Below are 18,396 nucleotides of genomic sequence, written 5' to 3' on the forward strand. Positions count from 1 at the left end.
TTCACATAGGACTAGGTTTTAAGAAGATAAAGGATTTTTCTGCAAGAAAGAAGTAATTTATGCCATATTTATTAATTTTGCATCAAAGTATATTCTTTTTGCAAAATATACTATTTGCATCGTTCTTAAAACCTAGTCCTATGTGAACTACGTTAATAATACCACTAGTGTTGATATTTTGAAAAACTTAGTTTGATAAAATATGCAGGTAACTCGATCTGATAGTTTGCTGTTGGATTGTCTTCTTTGGATACATATAGAATATTGTTGTTGTTGTTGATTTTTAGAAAAAAAACGCTAATTGTTTGTTGTGGTATAAAAACGCTAAAAAGTTCCTGTCTTCTGTATTGTGCAGAGGGAGATATATACATCTAAAAAGTCTATATAAAATTGTCTAACTTTTATTCCAGGTTGATTATGAGGTACAATAGCAGCTAGTAGAGGAGATAGAAGGATCGTTCCTTTTAACCTAATCCGTGAATAGTTTTTTTATTCAAGTTCTAATCGTTAATTAATTAAGTTATGAATAATTACACAAAGAAAGTTGCCTGCATGGCCATTCCTTTGTTTTGTCTTAATTTGACCATGGCGGCTGAAAGCAATCTTTCAGACCTTGATATCCGGAAAGCCGTAGCAATAGAGGAAGCAGCATCGGTAAATCAGAATACCCGCAAAGTGACAGGTGTCGTTAAAGATGAAAACGGGGAACCGGTAATTGGCGCCAGTGTTGTTGAAGTAGGTACCACTAATGGTATTATGACAGATATGGATGGAAAGTTTGAATTGTCCGTCAAAGCTAACGGTTCATTGCAAGTCTCTTATGTAGGCTTTGTAACCCAAACTATAAAACCAGGAAATAAAAACAATATTCAAATCATATTACAGGAAGACAACCAGGCTTTGGACGAAGTGGTGGTTGTAGCTTTCGGTAAAAGTACGAAAGAAGCCTTTACCGGTTCTGCCGGCATAATGAAATCGGACGACCTTCTGAAAGCGCAGGTTTCGAACCCGGCCCAGGCTTTGGCTGGGCGTGTAGCCGGTGTACAGTTAAGCAATTCTTCTTCACAACCGGGTAGCTCTCCTTCTATAACAATTCGTGGTTTTGGTTCAATATCCTCAGATACAGAACCTTTGATCGTTGTTGACGGTATGCCTTTCGATGGTGACCTGAACCTGATAAACTCGAACGATATCGAGTCGATGACCGTATTGAAAGATGCAGCTTCCAATGCATTGTATGGTGCCCGTGGTGCCAATGGCGTTATCATGATTACCACGAAGAAGGGTAAAAATGGCGATGCAAAAGTTTCTGTTGATGCCAAATGGGGTGCTAACTCGAATGGTCTCCAGAATTATAAGACGACAAACGCCCAGCAGTTCTACGAAACTTATTACAAGATGTTATATAACTATTATATAACTGAACCGGGAGGCTCTATGTCGGCAACAGATGCCCATGCCTTGGCAAATCAACATCTGACAAACTCATCCAGTGGTGTCGGCCCGGGTTATATGATATATACGGTTCCCGAAGGGCAAGACTTTATCCAACAGGGTGGTGTAATGAATCCGGGAGCGACCATGGGAGCTCTATATGATTATAATGGACAAAAATTCTGGTTGCAGGCCGATGACTGGGAAGAGATCGGTTTGCAGAACGGTTTCCGTCAAGAGTATAACGTATCGGTATCAGGTGCTTCCGAGCGTATAAACTATTATACATCTATAGGATATCTGGATCAGGACGGTATTCAGGAAGGCTCCATGCAAAAACGTTTAACAGCACGTGCAAAGCTGGATTACCAGGCAAAAAAATGGTTGAAAGTCGGTGCAAACTTCAACTATACAAAATATAATTACAGTCAGACATCCGAAGGTACAATCGGTACTGGAACTATCTGGAGCACCATAAAGAGCCAAGCTCCCATTTATCCTGTTTACCTCCGGGATGCAAATAAGAATATCATGATCGATCAGTGGGGAGAGAAAATGTATGACTTTGCACAAGCTTACGATCTGACTCGTGCAGGCGGTGTGGGAGGTAACTGTATTTTCTCAAACAAATATCGTTCTGATGAAACGACCGGTAACTCTTTTATTGCCAGTGGTTATGCAGATATTAATCTGACTCAGGATCTGACCTTCACGTTTAATGCCAATGCATATGATTATGATCGTCGTTATACCTATGCAACCAGTCCTTTTGTCGATTACTATACCAGTTCTTCTGATAATGGCTACTTGTCGAAAGCTTCTTACCGCACTTTCACTTATAATACGCAACAGTTGTTGAATTATAACAAGCAGTTCGGTAAACATGATGTCGGAGCAATGGTCGGTCATGAATATTATAATTACAAATATGAATCATTGAGTGCTTCCGGACGTAATTTCGGAATCGATGGAACACGTGAACTGGCTACTCTTTTGAATTTGAATAATAATCCATATTCTTATTCAAATTCTTATAATAATGAAGGTTACTTCTTCCGTGCTATGTATAATTACGATGCGAAGTATTTCGGTTCGGTATCTTATCGTCGTGATGCTTCTTCACGTTTTGCGAAAGAACACCGTTGGGGTAACTTCTGGTCTGTCGGTGGTGCCTGGCTTATTTCTAAAGAAGCTTTCTTTAACGCACCTTGGGTGAACTCTTTGAAGCTGAAGGCTTCTGTCGGTTCTCAGGGTAACGACAATATCGGTGATTATTTGTATGCCGATTCTTACAAAGTGGTAAATAATGATGATCAGGCTGCTTACCAGTGGCGTCAGAAAGGTTCCGGTGATATTACTTGGGAAACCAATACAAACTGGAATATAGGTACAGAATTTGATCTTTTCGGCGGGCGCTTGGGCGGTAGCCTGGATTATTTCTATCGGAAAACCAGTGATATGTTGTTTTCTCTGAATACACCTCCTTCTATTGGTTACACCAGTTATTTCGTTAACTTGGGTGATATGCGTAATGCCGGTATTGAGTTGGTTTTGCAGGGAACTCTGATCAGCAATAAGGATTTCAAATGGGATGTCAACTTCAATATTTCTCATGTAAAGAATAAAGTATTGACTTTACCGGATGCAATCAAAACAACAAAGGTAGACGGACATAATGGTTATGTCAATCTGGATAAATCGTTTGTATCCAAGTACAAATATTTTGTGGCAGAAGGTCTTTCTCTGTATACTTGGTACTTGCCTAAATTTGCCGGTTTGGATCCTGAAACAGGAGAGTCTTTATTCTATAAAGATATTCTTGATGAGGCAGGAAATGTCACAGGACAGGAAACAACCAAAGATGCAAGTCAGGCAACCGATTATCTGATTGGTGATGCTCTTCCTTCTTTCTATGGTGGTTTGGGTACTTCATTATCCTATCGTGGTTTTGACTTCTCTATCAACCTGAACTATCAATTGGGTGGAAAGGCTTACGATTATACTTATCAGACATTGATGCACACCAGCACCACTACGTCTACAACTTGGCATAAGGACATCTTGAATGCCTGGTCGCCGGAGAATACAGGTTCAAATATTCCGCGTTTGCAGTTTGCAGAAAAGTATTCACAGAATCCGCGTTCAGACCGTTTCATTACTAACGCAAGCTATCTGAATATCCAGAATATTAATCTGGGATATACATTGCCTTCCAGTCTGACACAGAAGTACAATGTTCAGAATATACGTGTTTATTTCTCGGGAGAAAACCTGTTCTACTTCTCTGCACGCCAGGGATTCGATCCTCGCTATACATTGAAAGGATACAGTAATCCGGAACTTTATTCTCCGATACGTACTATCTCAGGTGGTATTTCATTGACATTCTAAACACTAAAAAGAAAACATCATGAAGAAATATAAGATTTTATTGGCTGCTGCGGCTCTTCTGGGGTTAAGTAGCTGTATCGAAGAAACATTGCCGACAGAATATGTGTTGAATGACCAGATTCAAGCATCGGAATCGGCTTTACAAGGGATGGTCAACTCTATTTATACTTCAATGGGCGGGTATATAAATGATGACGGTGGTATAGAAATGATTTCGTATGGTAGTATGCGTGCCATGCTTGAACATAGTACGACCCAGTTTGTCTGTTCCGGAGCGAATGGGTATAACACCATGGGCGCTTATTGCTATGGAGCGATCAGTGCTACCGGTTCCAATCGTGGATTGTATCCTTCTTATCTCTATTATTCTTATATCAAGAATGTAAACGATATTATCGGCATGATCGATGTGAACGATTTGGATGATACGAAAAAGGGATATCTGGGCGTCAGCTACGCTTACCGTGCACTTTATTATCTGGATCTGGTTCAGATTATGGAATACAAGAAACCGACCGATAGCCGTTACAGCTATGTAAGTCCTGAAAATGACTTGACGAATTTGGGTGTACCTATTGTAACGGAGAAGACAACATCGGAAGAGGCTTCCAATAATCCGCGTGCAACAGTGGATGCAGCCTATGATTTGATCCTGAGTGACTTGCAGCAGGCAGAAACATATCTGAGCGGATATACCCGTACTGATAAAACCCAGCCGAACCTGGCGGTTGTGTATGGTTTGTATGCCCGTACATATGCAAATCTGGCTTCTCGTGTGAAAACATCCGCTACCTATAAAGACGAAGCATCCTATTGGCAGAAATCCGGTGAATATGCAGATAAGGCTATTTCTGTAGCCGGTTGTACTCCATTGACGGAAGCAGAATGGACCGATCCGGTTAATGGCTTTAACAATCGTAACTCTCAGAATTCATGGATGTGGGCTACTTCTATTTCCGAAGGTAATACCACTGCTGCTACGGGAAACAATCAGTCATTCTCTTTTGCTATGATCTTCGGAACGGAAACGACTTTCAGTGTGTATGGTTGGCGTGTCGGTCGTTCACTCGATCGTAAATGGTACGAGCGCCTTTCGGATAACGACTTCCGTAAGAAATCATGGTTGGACCCCAGCTTTTTCTATGAATCGAAAAACCAGAAAGAGGGTGAGCCGTATTTAGTGGAGAGAGATGCTGATGGCAAGTTTATTAATAACAAATGGGCATTGAACGATGTAAGTACAAGTACTACTCAAAGCGATTGGAGTGATGATTATTCTGGATTCGGTCCTGATAAATATCAATATAAGTACAACAGTTCTGCCTCATGGATTCGTGCACGTATCAATTCGTCTAACGGTTTCCAGTCATGGCCGTGGTTGTATGTAAATATGAAATTCCGTCCGCATAATGGAGACTATCGTACTCATACTGTCGGTGGTGCAGTCGATTATCCGATCATGCGTATCGAGGAAATGTATTACTTGAAAGCAGAGGCAGCACTTCATACATCGGGAGTACCTGCGGCAGCAAAAGCATTGGAGGATATTGTGAAAACACGTAACTCCGCTTATACCTGTACAGCAACTACTGCCGACGCATTCCTGGATGAATATGTTTTCCAGAAAGGTATCGAATTCTGGGGTGAGGGAATTAATTATTTTGATGCTAAACGTTTGGAAGTTGGTATCCACCGTGCTTACAAAGGTTCCAACTGTGAACGTTATCAGCACTGTATTGATATGGATGGTGCCTATGTAGGTTGGACTCCGGGCTGGAACCAGGCTGAATTGAATGCTAATCCTGCCATCTTCCATTATAATAATCCGTATACGAATCCGACGACTTATTATGTGTTTAAGTCTAATGATGAGCTTAGGTCGTATTATGGTACCGAAATCACTGAATAAGAAGGATTATTTGAAATAGTAGAAAGGTATGTCGCGGTTGTCGGCATACCTTTTTTGTTTGAATTATCCTTGTTCTTTTGTGCGGTAGGCCAGTGCGTACATTCGCATTTGCTTGACCATAGCCACCAGGCCGTTTGAGCGGGTAGGGGAAAGGTGCTCCTTCAATCCGATCTGCTCAATGAAATAAAGATCGGTATCCAGAATCTCCTGCGGAGTATGGCCGGACAGGACGTTGATCAGTAAGGATACGATACCTTTTACAATCACAGCGTCGCTTTCGCCTTTGAATATAATTTTGCCGTCCTCGTAGTCTGCCTGAAGCCATACACGGCTCTGGCAACCTTCGATCAGGTTACTTTCTGTTTTATACTTTTCTTCCAGCGGGGGAAGTGAGTTGCCTAAATCGATCAGCAACGCATACTTGTCCATCCAGTCGTCGAAGGCTGAGAACTCTTCAATAACGTTATCCTGAAGTTCGTTGATAGTCATTGTTTGTATTATTTCTTTTGTCGGTTATATACTACTTCCAGTACCGTTTGCCCTACCGCTTTAAGGGTTTCGCGGTCGATATTTTCCATATTGTCCTTTTGTGTATGCCAGTACCAACCGAAACCGCTTTTGCTGTCAGGGTCGTAGTTGATAATGTCGATACAAGGGATATTGCGTCCTTTGATCACATATTCGTGATCGTCGGTGATGGCGCCGCCTGTGGCATTAATGAAATACCTACCATATCCGAGGTTGCGTGCCGTGCTCCATACCATTTCCACAATGTTGCCAGCCTTGCTCAAGGAAGTCTGTTCCTTGAAGAAAGTGGCGTTTTTAGCTCCGACCATATCCAGCAGGATACCGAAGTCGGCGCGGTAATTGGGTACGTGCGGATTCTTTGCCCAGAACTGGGTACCCAGACACCAGGTGTCGGGTTTATAATCGTCTACAAACTCCGGAGTACCGTAATCTTCCGCATCGAAGAAGATGATGTCGATACCTACTCCGGGATCTTTTTGCCCGATCTGCCTGGCTATTTCAAGCAAGGCTCCTACACCGCTGGCTCCATCGTCGGCTCCGTCGATCGCTTTACGATGATTGGCCGGATCGGGATCATGATCGGAATAAGGACGCGAATCCCAATGGGCGAAGAGCAGGATGCGTTTATTGTTTTCCGGGTTGAAAGAGCCGATGATGTTTTTGGCTTCCAGTCCGGTATTGTCGTAGGCGGTAAGCATGGCTTCCTGTTCGTATACTTTGGCCCCGAAACGTTTCAGTTCGGAGGCGAGATAGTTGCCGCATGCTTTATGGGCATCGGTGTTCGGTACGCGCGGGCCGAATTTTACCTGGTTTTCAACAAAAACATAGGCGCTGTCGGCATTGAAAGAAGGCGTTGTTGTCATTGGCGTCTGGCTGACTGTCGTTACTTCCTGTTGCTGGTTCTTTGCCTGGCTACAGGCGAGCAATGAAAAAGCAAATAGAGCTATATACAAAACGTGCATCATATATCTGTTAGTATTTCTTTATTATCATCCGTTATAGGCCGACTGTACACGTGACATGACACGCAGCAGGTTGCCTCCCCATATCTTTGCAATATCATTCTCCTTGTAGCCGTCTTTCAGAAGGCGCAGGGTGATATTGATCAGTTCGTTGCTTGCACGGCATCCGATCAGTTCGCCGTCGCCGTCGAAATCGGAGCCAATGCCCACGTGGTTGATACCGATCAGGTCCGCTATATGATTAATGTGGCGTATGGCATCGGTAAGCGATGCTTTTTCAGCATCTTCATTGATAAAGCCTTTATAAAGGCATACTTGTACTACGCCTTGTTTTTCGGCCAGTGCTTTCAGTTGGTCATCCGTCAGATTACGCGGATGATTGCACAGGGCGCGTGCCGAAGAATGTGAAGCGATGATCGGTTGGGTGCTGATTTCCAACGCATCGTAGAAGGTACTTTCGGCAGCGTGCGACACATCTACCAGGATGCCCAACCGGTTCATTTCGGCAACCACTTCTTTTCCGAAAGGACTTAGTCCGCCCCATTCTGCATCTCCGCGGGCAGAGTCGCATATGTCGTTGCTCCCGTTGTGGCAAAGCGTGATATAGCTGACGCCCAGCTCTTTGAAACGGGCTATGTTTCGAATGTCTTTACCTATGGCATAACCGTTTTCCAAACCCAACATGATTGCTTTCTTGCCGGCATCTTTCGTTACCCATACTTCCTGTGAAGTCCGGGCGATGTTCATTCTGCCGCGGTTAATTTCCATTTGGCGATGAATCTCGTTCAACCGGTTCATGGCAAAATCGGTTGCCTGCTGCAATGATTCGTCATCCCGTTTGCCTTGCGGGATATAAGCGACCATGATCGCAGCGTCGACCATTCCTTCTTCCATCAGCGGCAGGTTAACTTTGCCTCCCTCTTTCAGTCCGATATTGAACTGGCCGGGGAAGATCATCGGTGTGTCCGTATGAGAATCGAGTATGACGTTCCGGCTATGGATGCGTTTGGCTTCCTTGAACAGGCGGGCCATTTCCACATGATGCCTGAACAGTTCGAGCATAAGTTCGTCGTCGTTGGCAGCCATTGCTTCGGGATGCCATTGCACACTGAAAATCTCTTTTTCGGGATGCTCCATGGCCTCGTTGATACCATCCGGGGCAACTGCCGTTTCTTTAAATTCGGGTGCGATATCTTTGACTGCCTGATGATGGAAAGAGTTGACGAATATATCCGGTTCTTTCTTTAATATATCGAACAGGCGCGAAGAAGTGTCAGTGATCCGTACGGAATGAGAAACCTGTTCGCGCGGCATTGTCTGGCTGTGCTTGAACAACCTGGCTTCGTGTTGCGAATGGATATCCTGATATATGGAACCGCCGAAGGCTACGTTGATAAGTTGATGGCCGCGGCAAATACCCATGACGGGTAACTGGCGGTTAGTTGCCAGCCTAAGCAAGATAAGATCGAACTCGTCGCGGAAAGTATCCACGTCCTGTAATTGCGGAACGGGTTCCTCCCCGACATAAAGTGGGTTGATATCTCCGCCGCCGCTCATCAGCAGTCCGTCCAGTCCGGATACGATTGCCGTAAGTGCTTCCATATCCGTAATGACAGGGATCAGCACCGGGGCTCCTCCTGCTTTCAGTACGGATTGCACATAGGTATCGGCTATACAGGAAAGTCCGTCTTTCCGGTTTGAAGATATTCCTATGCGGGGAGGTTGAAGTTTTTCTTTTTTCGGACTGAAATTGTCAACTTCCCTGAATAAGGCTTCTAAACTCGGACGACGGACTTGATAATTCATAACTATACTTTTTAATTGACAATTGAAATTGACAACTGACAATTATAGATAGTCGCTAATAAATTGTCAATTGTCTATTGTTAATTGTCCGCTGATTAAGCGTCAATATTTGCGTAAGTTGCATTCTCTTCAATAAACTCGCGGCGCGGACCTACTTCTTCACCCATTAACATGGCAAAGATCTGGTCTGCTTCTGCTGCGCTGTCGATCGTGATCTGCTTCAACGTACGGTTTTCAGGATTCATGGTTGTATCCCATAACTGGTGGTCGTTCATTTCTCCCAAACCTTTGTATCGTTGTGTATGGATCTGGTTCTCGTTACCTCCACCATATTTATCGATGAATGCCTGGCGTTGTTGCTCTGTCCAGCAGTATTCTTCTACTTTACCTTTCTTACAGAGGTAAAGGGGAGGAGTAGCCAGGTAAACATATCCGTTTTCGATCAAGGAACGCATTCTGCGGAAGAAGAAAGTAAGAATCAATGTGGCAATGTGGCTTCCGTCCACGTCGGCATCGGTCATGATGATAACCTTGTGGTAGCGGAGCTTGCTCAGGTTCAATTCCTTCGGATCTTCCTCTGTACCGATAGTAACACCCATTGCACGGAAGATGTTCTGGATTTCTTCACTTTCGAACACTTTGTGGTCCATCGCCTTTTCTACGTTCAGGATCTTACCACGAAGCGGCAGGATAGCCTGGAACACACGGTCGCGGCCCTGTTTAGCCGTACCACCTGCCGAGTCCCCTTCGACCAGGAATAATTCGCAGATAGCAGCGTCTTTCGAAGAACAGTCGGCCAGTTTACCGGGCAGACCGCCACCGGTCATCGGTGATTTGCGCTGAACCAGTTCACGTGCTTTACGGGCAGCCTGACGTGCCTGTGCGGCCAGAACGACCTTGTCGACGATGATTTTTGCTTCTTTCGGATGTTCTTCCAGATAATAACCCAATGCTTCTCCGATGGCCTGGTCTACGGCACCGGTCACTTCACTGTTACCCAGTTTTGTTTTTGTCTGTCCTTCAAACTGCGGTTCGGCCACCTTGATAGAGATAACGGCTGTCAGACCTTCGCGGAAGTCATCGCCCTGGATCTCTACTTTTGCTTTTTCCAGCAACTTGGAGTCTTCAGCATATTTCTTCAGTGTACGTGTCAGACCACGACGGAAACCGGCGAGGTGTGTACCACCTTCAATTGTATTAATATCATTTACATAGGAGAACACGCTTTCGTTGAAAGATGTGTTGTATGTCATGGCTACTTCAACAGGAATACCCTGCTTTTCTGTAACGATATGGATAACGTCAGGAATCAGGGATTCTTTGGAACGGTCTACGTAACGGACGAATTCTTTCAATCCTTCTTCCGAGCGGAACAGTTCCGATTTAAAGGAACCGTCTTCTTTTATTACGCGTTTGTCAGTCAGTGTCAGACTGATACCGGCGTTCAGGAATGCTAGTTCGCGTAAACGGGTAGCCAATATTTCATATTTATATTCCAAAACCGTAAAGATACTGCCGTCCGGTTTGAAAGAGATAGTTGTTCCGGTCGTATCGGCTGTACCGACAACTTCCACGTCGTGCAACGGTTTACCGCAGGAAAATTCCTGCATATGGATTTTACCTTCACGGCGGACTTCTGCTTTCAGATAAGTGGAAAGTGCGTTCACACAGGAAACACCCACGCCATGCAGACCTCCGGATACCTTATAAGTACCTTTGTCAAATTTACCACCGGCGTGTAGAACGGTTAATACTACTTCCAGGGCTGATTTGCCTTCTTTCTCATGAATACCTACCGGTATACCACGGCCGTCGTCCGTTACTGTGATAGAGTTATCTTCGTTTATAACTACGTCGATCTGGGAACAAAATCCGGCTAGTGCTTCGTCAATAGAGTTGTCAACAACTTCATACACCAAATGGTGTAGACCTTTTTCGCTGATATCGCCAATATACATGGCAGGTCTTTTTCGTACTGCTTCTAACCCTTCAAGTACCTGAATACTGTCCGCAGAGTATTCCCCGGAAGTATTCTTCATTTCTTCACTCATGAGTTTCTATCCTTTAAAATCACTAAATTTCTATATATCTAAAAATGCTAACAAATGTAGTGAAAATAATTGACTTAGATGGTACAAATGTAGTGAAAATAGCAAAAAAAGCAGGGCGGAGAAAGCGTGACGGGAGGTATAAAAACAAAGCAGTCGAATCACAATTGATCCGACTGCTTCTGTAAAGTAGCCCATAGGGGAATCGAACCCCTCTTTCAAGAATGAAAATCTTGCGTCCTAACCGATAGACGAATGGGCCGAAATATCCTTATGCAAGCTTGTTAACGTGCTTTGTCAATTTGGATTTCAGGTTGCCAGCTTTATTCTTGTGAATAACGTTTTTCTTAGCAAGCTTATCCAACATAGAGCACACTTTCGGTAACAGAGCCTGAGCTTCGTTTTTGTCTTCAGTAGCACGCAAAACACGCATTGCATTTCTAGCAGTTTTTGCATAGTATCTGTTATGTAAACGTCTTGCGTTGGTCTGTCTGATCCTTTTGATTGATGACTTGTGATTTGCCATTTCTTAGCTATTCTTTATTGAATTTTTAATCTTGTTTATTGTAGCCCATAGGGGAATCGAACCCCTCTTTCAAGAATGAAAATCTTGCGTCCTAACCGATAGACGAATGGGCCATCATGTCAAAGTTCTCACTTTCAGCGCTCTGGGGTTGTTGATTTCCCGATTGCGAGTGCAAAGATAGATGTTCTCCCTGAACTACCAAAACATTTCAATGGAAAATTTAATAGATATTCTTGTTTTAACTTCTATTTAGAACTTATGTCTTGTAAATGTATTTCGAGAGCCTTGACGGAAATGTTTATTTCCCAGATACATACGCATAGGGAAGCGGCCAGTAGCAGCAGTGCGACACCGAATATCCAGGCGGCAATGATTTGCCATGAAATATAGATAAAGAACATGGAAATTACGCAAAGGAGCAGACTGAGTATCCCGAGTATCTGCATCGAACGGGTCAGGTAAAGCCGTTTGCGGAGGTTTGCAATCTGTGCAATATCTTTCGGATCGTGTGTCTGCTGGTGTTTTTCTTTCAATGTGCGGACCACGCTGGCGTACGACAGGAAACGGTTGGTGTAGGCCAGTAATATTAATGATATGGCTGAAAACAAAAGCGACGGGGTAGTAAGATCTAACATAACTCAAATGTATTTATAGTATTATAACCTGCAAATATCGTAAATAGTTTGTTGTTTTGTATCTTTGTATCCGATAAAGAACGGAAGATATGTTATGTAAAACACGCGGGATCGTCCTGCATGCCATCCCCTATAACGATAAGTACTCTATTATATATATGTATACGGAGGCGTTCGGTCGTACTTCTTATCTGGTGGCGCGCAGTCGTGGAAAGAAGTCGCCTGTTTCCAGGGCGCTGTTTATGCCCCTTTCGGTTTTAGAGATGGAGGTGGAGCATCTGAATAAGCGTGACCTGCACCGGATTCGTGAGACGAAGTTGTGTTATCCGCTGACTGAAGTCTTTTGTAATCCGGTCAAGAATGTGCTGGCGCTTTTCCTGGCGGAAGTATTGTTCCGGGTAGTAAAGGATACGGAGCCTGACCAGCGACTGTTCGATTATTTATATGAATCCATCCACTTGTTAGAGTATGCCGATAAGGGAGTGGCAAATTTCCATCTGGTGTTCCTGCTCCGCCTGCTTCATTATATGGGGATTTATCCGAATGCCGATTCGTATTCGACGGGTTGTTATTTCGATATGCAGAACGGTGTCTTTGTGGATCGCATTCCCATGCACCGGCATTATCTGAACCGGGAAGAGAGTCAGGTCTTTGCCCGCCTCTTGAAAATCAGCTTTGAGAATATGTCGTTGTATTCTTTTTCCCGTCAGGATAGGGTCGGAGTTATCAATCGTATCGTTGAATATTATCGCCTGCATTTGCCGGACTTTCCGGAAATAAAATCCCTCTCCGTTATGCAAAGTCTCTTTGATTGATCAGATTACTGCCTGAATACTTGCCAGTTTGCAGAAAAGATTATACTTTTGCCCCCACTTTATATAAAGTTGCCCCTGTAGTTCAACGGATAGAATAGATGTTTCCTAAACATTAGATAGCAGTTCGATTCTGCTCGGGGGTACAAAAGACCATACTTTTAGGAAGTATGGCCTTTTTTGTTTTCTTTATTCAATCCGAGTGTCGTTTTTGCATTGAGGGGTGAAACGACGGAATGTCCCAGTTGACTTTCTAGTTGTTCACGGGCAACTTGGGCAACTTTTCCTCCCTGGTGTGCTATGTTTGCATGTTCCTGAAATTCTTTGGGGTCCTTTTCTTTTGACAAATCTGTTGTTGCCGCTTCTGCTAGCATATTGAGAACAAGTTCCGTATTTGTCATATTATCCCGTAGATTCTCTTTTTTCAATCCTTTGAATTGTTTGTACTCTTTGGCTGTTTTTCCTGCCCACGTTTTATAGATAATATCAGTAAGTGTTGCGAATTGTATGCCTTCCTGTAAATTGTGTTTCTTCCATTCATCGGTTAGGTCCTTGCGGATTTCGATGGATTTTAATCGTTGGTTTATCCAGCTATCGGAATATCCGAGACGTTTATAATCCATCATAGCTTGTTCGATGGATAGTTCCGGGTCCTGCATCTGATCTAATCGTTCTTTGGCAATCTGGGCTATCCAAAGTTTGAATGGTTCGGCTTTGGGAGAAGGTATAGATTGGATAAGGCGAAAAAGTTGTTCGGTAGTCGCTACATCTGTCAATCTCATTTTACCATCAAGTGAAGGCATTTTCAACTGGCTACAATTTGTAGCCGTTTCATTGCCTTCTTTTCTAAGCCTTGTCTTTAATACGCTCCAATACTTGCGGGGATTATCACTTTCCGTTAGGACTGCTATCACATCGATTATTGAAAAGTACCATTCTTCAGTTTCGTCATCCCAGAGGGTGCGGACTTTCTTTTCCTCAAAAATTTTGATTGCTTCTTTTTTTGTCATAGTCTGTTTTGTAAGTGGTTGCTAAATGGTATATTTATTTATGTGGACAAAAATAGATTAAATAATTCATATAGTAAAGAAATTGTGAATTAAAATATAGAAGGACCATACTTGTAAATATGCTTGTACAGTCCTTCTCTCACTTAACCAGTAATGAAAATCCATCCCGGATTTTCTCCCTTTTATTGATATAAATTTAAACGCATTCCTGTAAGCAGTTCTCCTACTGTAAATGAACCGGTATAACCGTAACAGGTTATTGTGACCGTATCCGAAAGTTTGTTGCCGGATTTTACGGTGATGTTATACATACTACTCCTGTTGGTTGTGAAATTATTGATAATACTAGTGTTGGATGATGTTGCGGAACGACTCTGGAGTGTGTATGTCAGTCCGTTATAGACGGCACGCAATTCTCCCGAAACACCGATATTGGCAGCCAAGTAATTGTCAACCGCAATAGTTGCATTGCTGAATCCCGGAACACTGATGACTATTTGTTCACGGCTGTCAGGCTGGACCGATTTGAACTGAACGGTCTGCTCTCCGGTTGGTGCCGTCTTGTAAGTATAGCTATACCCACCGTTTACGGCATTCCAGCCTGCCTGAGACGTAGTCAAATTCTTTGTTGCAATAAATACAATCAGCGGATATGTCGGAGGATAATCCGGATATTCGGGAATGGTAAATTTGAGGGTGGCAGAATTGCCTGTTCCATAGGTTACCATGTTATTTCCATTGACAGATACTCCTTCAAACTGACGCGATATCAGTTTGACTTCAGCCGTTTTGAAATAGTCGTTCTCTATCGTTATTGTCTCGTTGCTGTTGTCCAGGCTTGTTTTAAAACTCAGTTCTTTAATGCCGGGGCTGTATACCCAGTATACATATTTATAGACGCCGTCCTCGAATGCTATTTCCAGGTTCTTGTTCGGCTCTACCGGATACAAGTACTTTGTCGTCACTTCGCATTTCAAAGGATACAGATAGTTTGGAATAACATCCGGTATGCGGAATGATAAAGTCATATCCTGATCTTTGCCGGTATATAATTCAGGAGATAAGGCGGCCGGGTCGAAACTATATAATGTACTGGAAGTAACAGTGATTATACGGGAGAGTTCCCCCGCCTTCACCAATAGGGTCGCTTCATTTTGGCCGGCTGAAACTTTGGCGACACGGGCTGTGATATTCCCGTTACCGTCGTACGACAGGCTGCTGATGATACTACCTCTGTCTTCCTGTACCGAGACACTGATCTTGCTATCGTTCAGCACTTCGTTTTCCGTATAATGTGCTGCAACGTTCAGCGTGCCACCCTGTGTGAACAGGAAATTCAGCCTGCTTACCGTCAGCCGGTTATTGTCGCTGTCGGAGATAGAGGGTGAATCCTTGAAGACTTCGGCATAGATGTTATTGGATACTTCCGAATTTTTGGCATCCGCAAAAGTCGTACTACCATTAGCCTGGTCACTGAATGAATTGATTATGACTTTATACTGAAAGTTTCTGACGATCGTATAAGGTTTTTTATCGGTGTCCAGGAACTGTATTTTGTAATACAGTTCCGGACCTCCTCCTTCCAGGTGGCCTTTGATAATAAGATAAGACTGGTCATTGAAGTAGTTAGGATTCTCGAACATATATTTGGCTTCCAGGTTGCAGTCCGCATCGCTCTGGCTTGTTTTAGAGAGCGTACCCGGAGGCAACGTGGTGGCATTATCCTGTATGATGAACGGGTTTGGAGTCATCTCCGGCATAAACGGCACAACAGTACCGCTGGTTGCCATATTGCCGAGCGCATAACCGGTAACCGTAAAGTTGGATGCTTCGTTTTGCACCGTCACTTTGGCCTGATTACGGAAAAGTGTCACGGATAAAGAAGAAGAAGTAACTTCGCTTCTTCCCCAGAAAACCATTTTATTGCCATATAAAGAAGGCATTACTTCCTTTTCATCTTTTTGCAGGGAAGCATTGTCGTTGAAGGAAGACCAGTTGTCGTAGTTGGCTACCACATGGATGATCCCTGTTTCTTCGGGTACTTCTGCTTTAAAAGAACCGCTGCCTACACCGTCTGCCTCCCCGCTGTTCAGTTCGGTTGCCTGAACACGTTCAAGGAACAGTCCGTTCCGGTCGAACGCCAGCAACCAGACATCCGAGAGGTTGTTTTCGAAAGAGGCCGCACGTGTGGCAATCCTATATTCCGGGATGTTTACCGATACCCGCAAAAGCTCTTTGCCCGGTTTCGTTGCTTTCTCCACTTCAAGTTCATTCTGACAGGCGAACAATGCAAGTGAAGCCATTAAATATATGATAACATTTTTCATAACATTTCTATTTTAGAATTTAACATCCCTGACACAACGAACTGACGAGTGCAGTGCATTGAAAGAATTTGTATTACCCACTCTGGGGTCCATGAACTGTACGGCAGAACTGGCCCTGGCACTCCAGTACCAGCTACCTTCCAAGATCTTTTTTACTTCTGCCACCTTGATATTCTGAAGTACATCGATCAGATAGACCTCAGCCAGGGTAGGCATACGCCAATCCGAATACCTTTCATTGGTGGTGGCATCGTTTTCCACATATGCTGCGCATTTATCCCTTGAGTTCGTATAGCTGTCTGCCGTTGTCACCCCGTGCTGGGATGCCAGCATAAGACGTGGCGATATACGGCGGTTGTTTTCTTCCGTATCGATGGTCTGGCCCTCGCTGTCTGTCAGCGGATTTCCTAATACGGCATTGTTTCTGATGTATTCCGCATATGATTTACCTAATGCAGGATTGGCTGCATAATGGGTGTATCCGCTTCCGAAATCTTCGTCAAACTCATCCGGATCGGGTAGGGAAGAGAAGTCGGCAACGAAAGAACCGATCACGAACATCTTATTATTGTTCTGCCCCTGGCTACCGTCCGGTGCGTCGGCGGAAATATCAGAGCCTATATATAAGGCGGGATATTGTAAAACCGTTACTTTCTGTGTCAGACCTACGCCGTTTTTTACGATGAAAGTGATCTCTTTGGCAACGAAGTTTTCAGGTAATGCGCTGACTATGATGATATCACCGGTTTTTACATTATGCGAATAGTTGATAAAAACTCCTTCACTGCCGTTTACGATCTCCTTGCCATTGACAGCTATATCAGATACTTCGACATCCGGTGTGGATGACTGGAACGTGGTTGTAAATTTAGTGCTGTTAGGTAACTTTATATTTGTATCCTCTACATAGATAAAGTTGAAACCTTCCACTGCAACGATCACCTCTTTGGTTGTCCAGTCTTTTATCACATAATTGGCACTGATCTCGATTGCAGTCTCAGGAGTGGGTGATCCCGGCTGGTCTACCAGAACTGTTATGTCGTACAGGTGGTTGCGTTCTAATCTGTATATTGCATTACGTTCAGCCTCCTGTTCTTCGGATGGATTTGCCGTATCATCGGCCGGAATACGGAAGTTGACAGGCACTTTATAATAGTTCTGTGCATACTCCTTGCCATCAGGGCCTGTTGCCGGGATGTTGACTATCAGATAGGTTTCATTCTGTTTCTTCAGGCTCCAGTCGTTCGGATAGGAATAGACAACAATTTTATCTGTTCCCGTACCGGGGGTAATACCGGTAAAACCGGACATACTTTGTAACTGAGGAACAACCGGATTACCGTTTTCCAGTACGGAGGTATTTGTTGCGTACTGGAACAGCTTTTTGCTGATGGTTCCGCCGGCGAAAGCCGAGAAGCTGTTCGTATAGGCTGTCGATACCCTGATTTTTGATGCTGCCCGTTTCAGTGAGACTGCAATTTCCTTGTTAACGACACGTCCGTCATTCAGGATATTGGCGGCAGTACCGTCCATCAGAAAACTGTCCTGTATTTTATCGGGGTTCAATGATGATACATTCAATGCCTTCAGGTCTGAGCGGCTAAGTCCGTCAGCCGGTATGCTCCCGGAATAGTTGGATACCACATAAGTATTATAAGTTGCATTCTGGACAAACTGATCCTGCGTAGCATGCAGTGTTGCGGTATATTCCCCGCTTCCTGTCTGCTCCGGAGAAGGGGTGATATGCTCGTAGAAAGAACAAGTTTCCTGATCTTCCCTGTAAATGAAAACGTCCAGTGTCTTGATCAGGTTTTCATTCAGATCATTTTCTCCAACTTCCGTATCGGCCCGGGTGACGGCCGGTTGCGACAGGGATAGCCGGAGGGCTATCTTGCCGGAACCGGATACAGCCTCCGGCTGGTCCATCAGTTCCTCCTGGCTACAGGAAGAGAACAGCAGGACCAGTGCCGATATCAATTGAATGATGTAGATATTATTTCGTTTCATA

Annotated in this window: 12 protein-coding genes and 3 tRNA genes; 4 read left to right on the forward strand and 11 right to left on the reverse strand. The window is 44.0% G+C overall.

Annotated elements, in window-relative coordinates; translation table 11 throughout:
* The first annotated feature begins 522 nt into the window (after positions 1-522).
* Both C825_RS06195 and C825_RS06200 read left to right on the forward strand, forming a co-directional pair.
* Positions 523-3,825 carry a SusC/RagA family TonB-linked outer membrane protein gene (locus tag C825_RS06195; RefSeq protein WP_010801853.1) on the forward strand — a complete coding sequence of 1,101 codons (3,303 nt, stop codon included), beginning with the start codon at positions 523-525 and terminating at the stop codon, positions 3,823-3,825.
* A 19-nt stretch (positions 3,826-3,844) separates the two neighbouring features.
* Positions 3,845-5,734, forward strand: coding sequence for a RagB/SusD family nutrient uptake outer membrane protein (locus tag C825_RS06200; RefSeq protein WP_010801854.1), 1,890 nt, complete (start codon positions 3,845-3,847; stop codon positions 5,732-5,734).
* A gap of 63 nt (positions 5,735-5,797) precedes the next feature.
* Here the strand turns inward: C825_RS06200 and C825_RS06205 are convergent, their stop codons facing one another.
* From C825_RS06205 to C825_RS06240, 8 genes are all read right to left on the reverse strand, one after another.
* Positions 5,798-6,223, reverse strand: coding sequence for a SufE family protein (locus C825_RS06205; RefSeq protein ID WP_010801855.1), 426 nt, complete (start codon positions 6,221-6,223; stop codon positions 5,798-5,800).
* Between the two features lie 8 nt (positions 6,224-6,231).
* Positions 6,232-7,227, reverse strand: coding sequence for a M20 family metallopeptidase (locus C825_RS06210; RefSeq protein ID WP_010801856.1), 996 nt, complete (start codon positions 7,225-7,227; stop codon positions 6,232-6,234).
* Positions 7,228-7,251: 24 nt separating this feature from the next.
* Positions 7,252-9,030 (reverse strand): gamma-glutamyl-gamma-aminobutyrate hydrolase family protein, encoded by a 1,779-nt coding sequence (locus tag C825_RS06215; RefSeq protein ID WP_010801857.1) that lies wholly within the window; start codon positions 9,028-9,030, stop codon positions 7,252-7,254.
* Between the two features lie 95 nt (positions 9,031-9,125).
* Positions 9,126-11,081: a DNA topoisomerase (ATP-hydrolyzing) subunit B gene (gene gyrB / locus C825_RS06220; RefSeq protein WP_007655190.1), complete on the reverse strand. Its 1,956-nt coding sequence runs from the start codon at positions 11,079-11,081 to the stop codon at positions 9,126-9,128.
* 187 nt (positions 11,082-11,268) lie between these two features.
* A tRNA-Glu gene (locus C825_RS06225) sits at positions 11,269-11,340 on the reverse strand.
* A gap of 9 nt (positions 11,341-11,349) precedes the next feature.
* A complete protein-coding gene (gene rpsT, locus C825_RS06230) occupies positions 11,350-11,604 on the reverse strand; it encodes a 30S ribosomal protein S20 (RefSeq protein WP_010801858.1) in 255 nt (84 codons plus the stop codon).
* A 41-nt stretch (positions 11,605-11,645) separates the two neighbouring features.
* Positions 11,646-11,717 (reverse strand) — tRNA-Glu (locus C825_RS06235).
* Positions 11,718-11,849: 132 nt separating this feature from the next.
* Positions 11,850-12,239: a DUF2721 domain-containing protein gene (locus tag C825_RS06240; RefSeq protein WP_007655188.1), complete on the reverse strand. Its 390-nt coding sequence runs from the start codon at positions 12,237-12,239 to the stop codon at positions 11,850-11,852.
* 89 nt (positions 12,240-12,328) lie between these two features.
* Here C825_RS06240 and recO point away from each other — a divergent pair, with 89 nt between their 5' ends.
* Positions 12,329-13,054 carry a DNA repair protein RecO gene (gene recO, locus C825_RS06245; protein ID WP_007655187.1) on the forward strand — a complete coding sequence of 242 codons (726 nt, stop codon included), beginning with the start codon at positions 12,329-12,331 and terminating at the stop codon, positions 13,052-13,054.
* Positions 13,055-13,125: 71 nt separating this feature from the next.
* Positions 13,126-13,197: transfer RNA gene (locus tag C825_RS06250), tRNA-Arg, on the forward strand.
* A gap of 15 nt (positions 13,198-13,212) precedes the next feature.
* Here C825_RS06250 and C825_RS06255 read toward each other — a convergent pair.
* The 3 genes from C825_RS06255 to fimD form a co-directional block, all read right to left on the reverse strand.
* Entirely contained in the window at positions 13,213-14,061 is an 849-nt protein-coding gene (locus C825_RS06255; protein WP_010801859.1) for a BRO-N domain-containing protein, read from the reverse strand.
* Positions 14,062-14,243: 182 nt separating this feature from the next.
* The gene (locus C825_RS06260) at positions 14,244-16,388 is read right to left on the reverse strand and encodes a FimE-like fimbrial tip protein (RefSeq protein WP_010801860.1); all 2,145 of its coding nucleotides are present in this window, start codon (positions 16,386-16,388) and stop codon (positions 14,244-14,246) included.
* A 12-nt stretch (positions 16,389-16,400) separates the two neighbouring features.
* Entirely contained in the window at positions 16,401-18,395 is a 1,995-nt protein-coding gene (fimD, locus tag C825_RS06265) for a fimbrial tip adhesin FimD (RefSeq protein WP_010801861.1), read from the reverse strand.
* Between the last annotated feature and the right edge of the window lies 1 nt (position 18,396).

The sequence above is a fragment of the Parabacteroides sp. ASF519 genome (genome assembly GCF_000364265.2).
In the GTDB taxonomy this organism is placed as follows: Bacteria; Bacteroidota; Bacteroidia; order Bacteroidales; family Tannerellaceae; genus Parabacteroides; species Parabacteroides goldsteinii.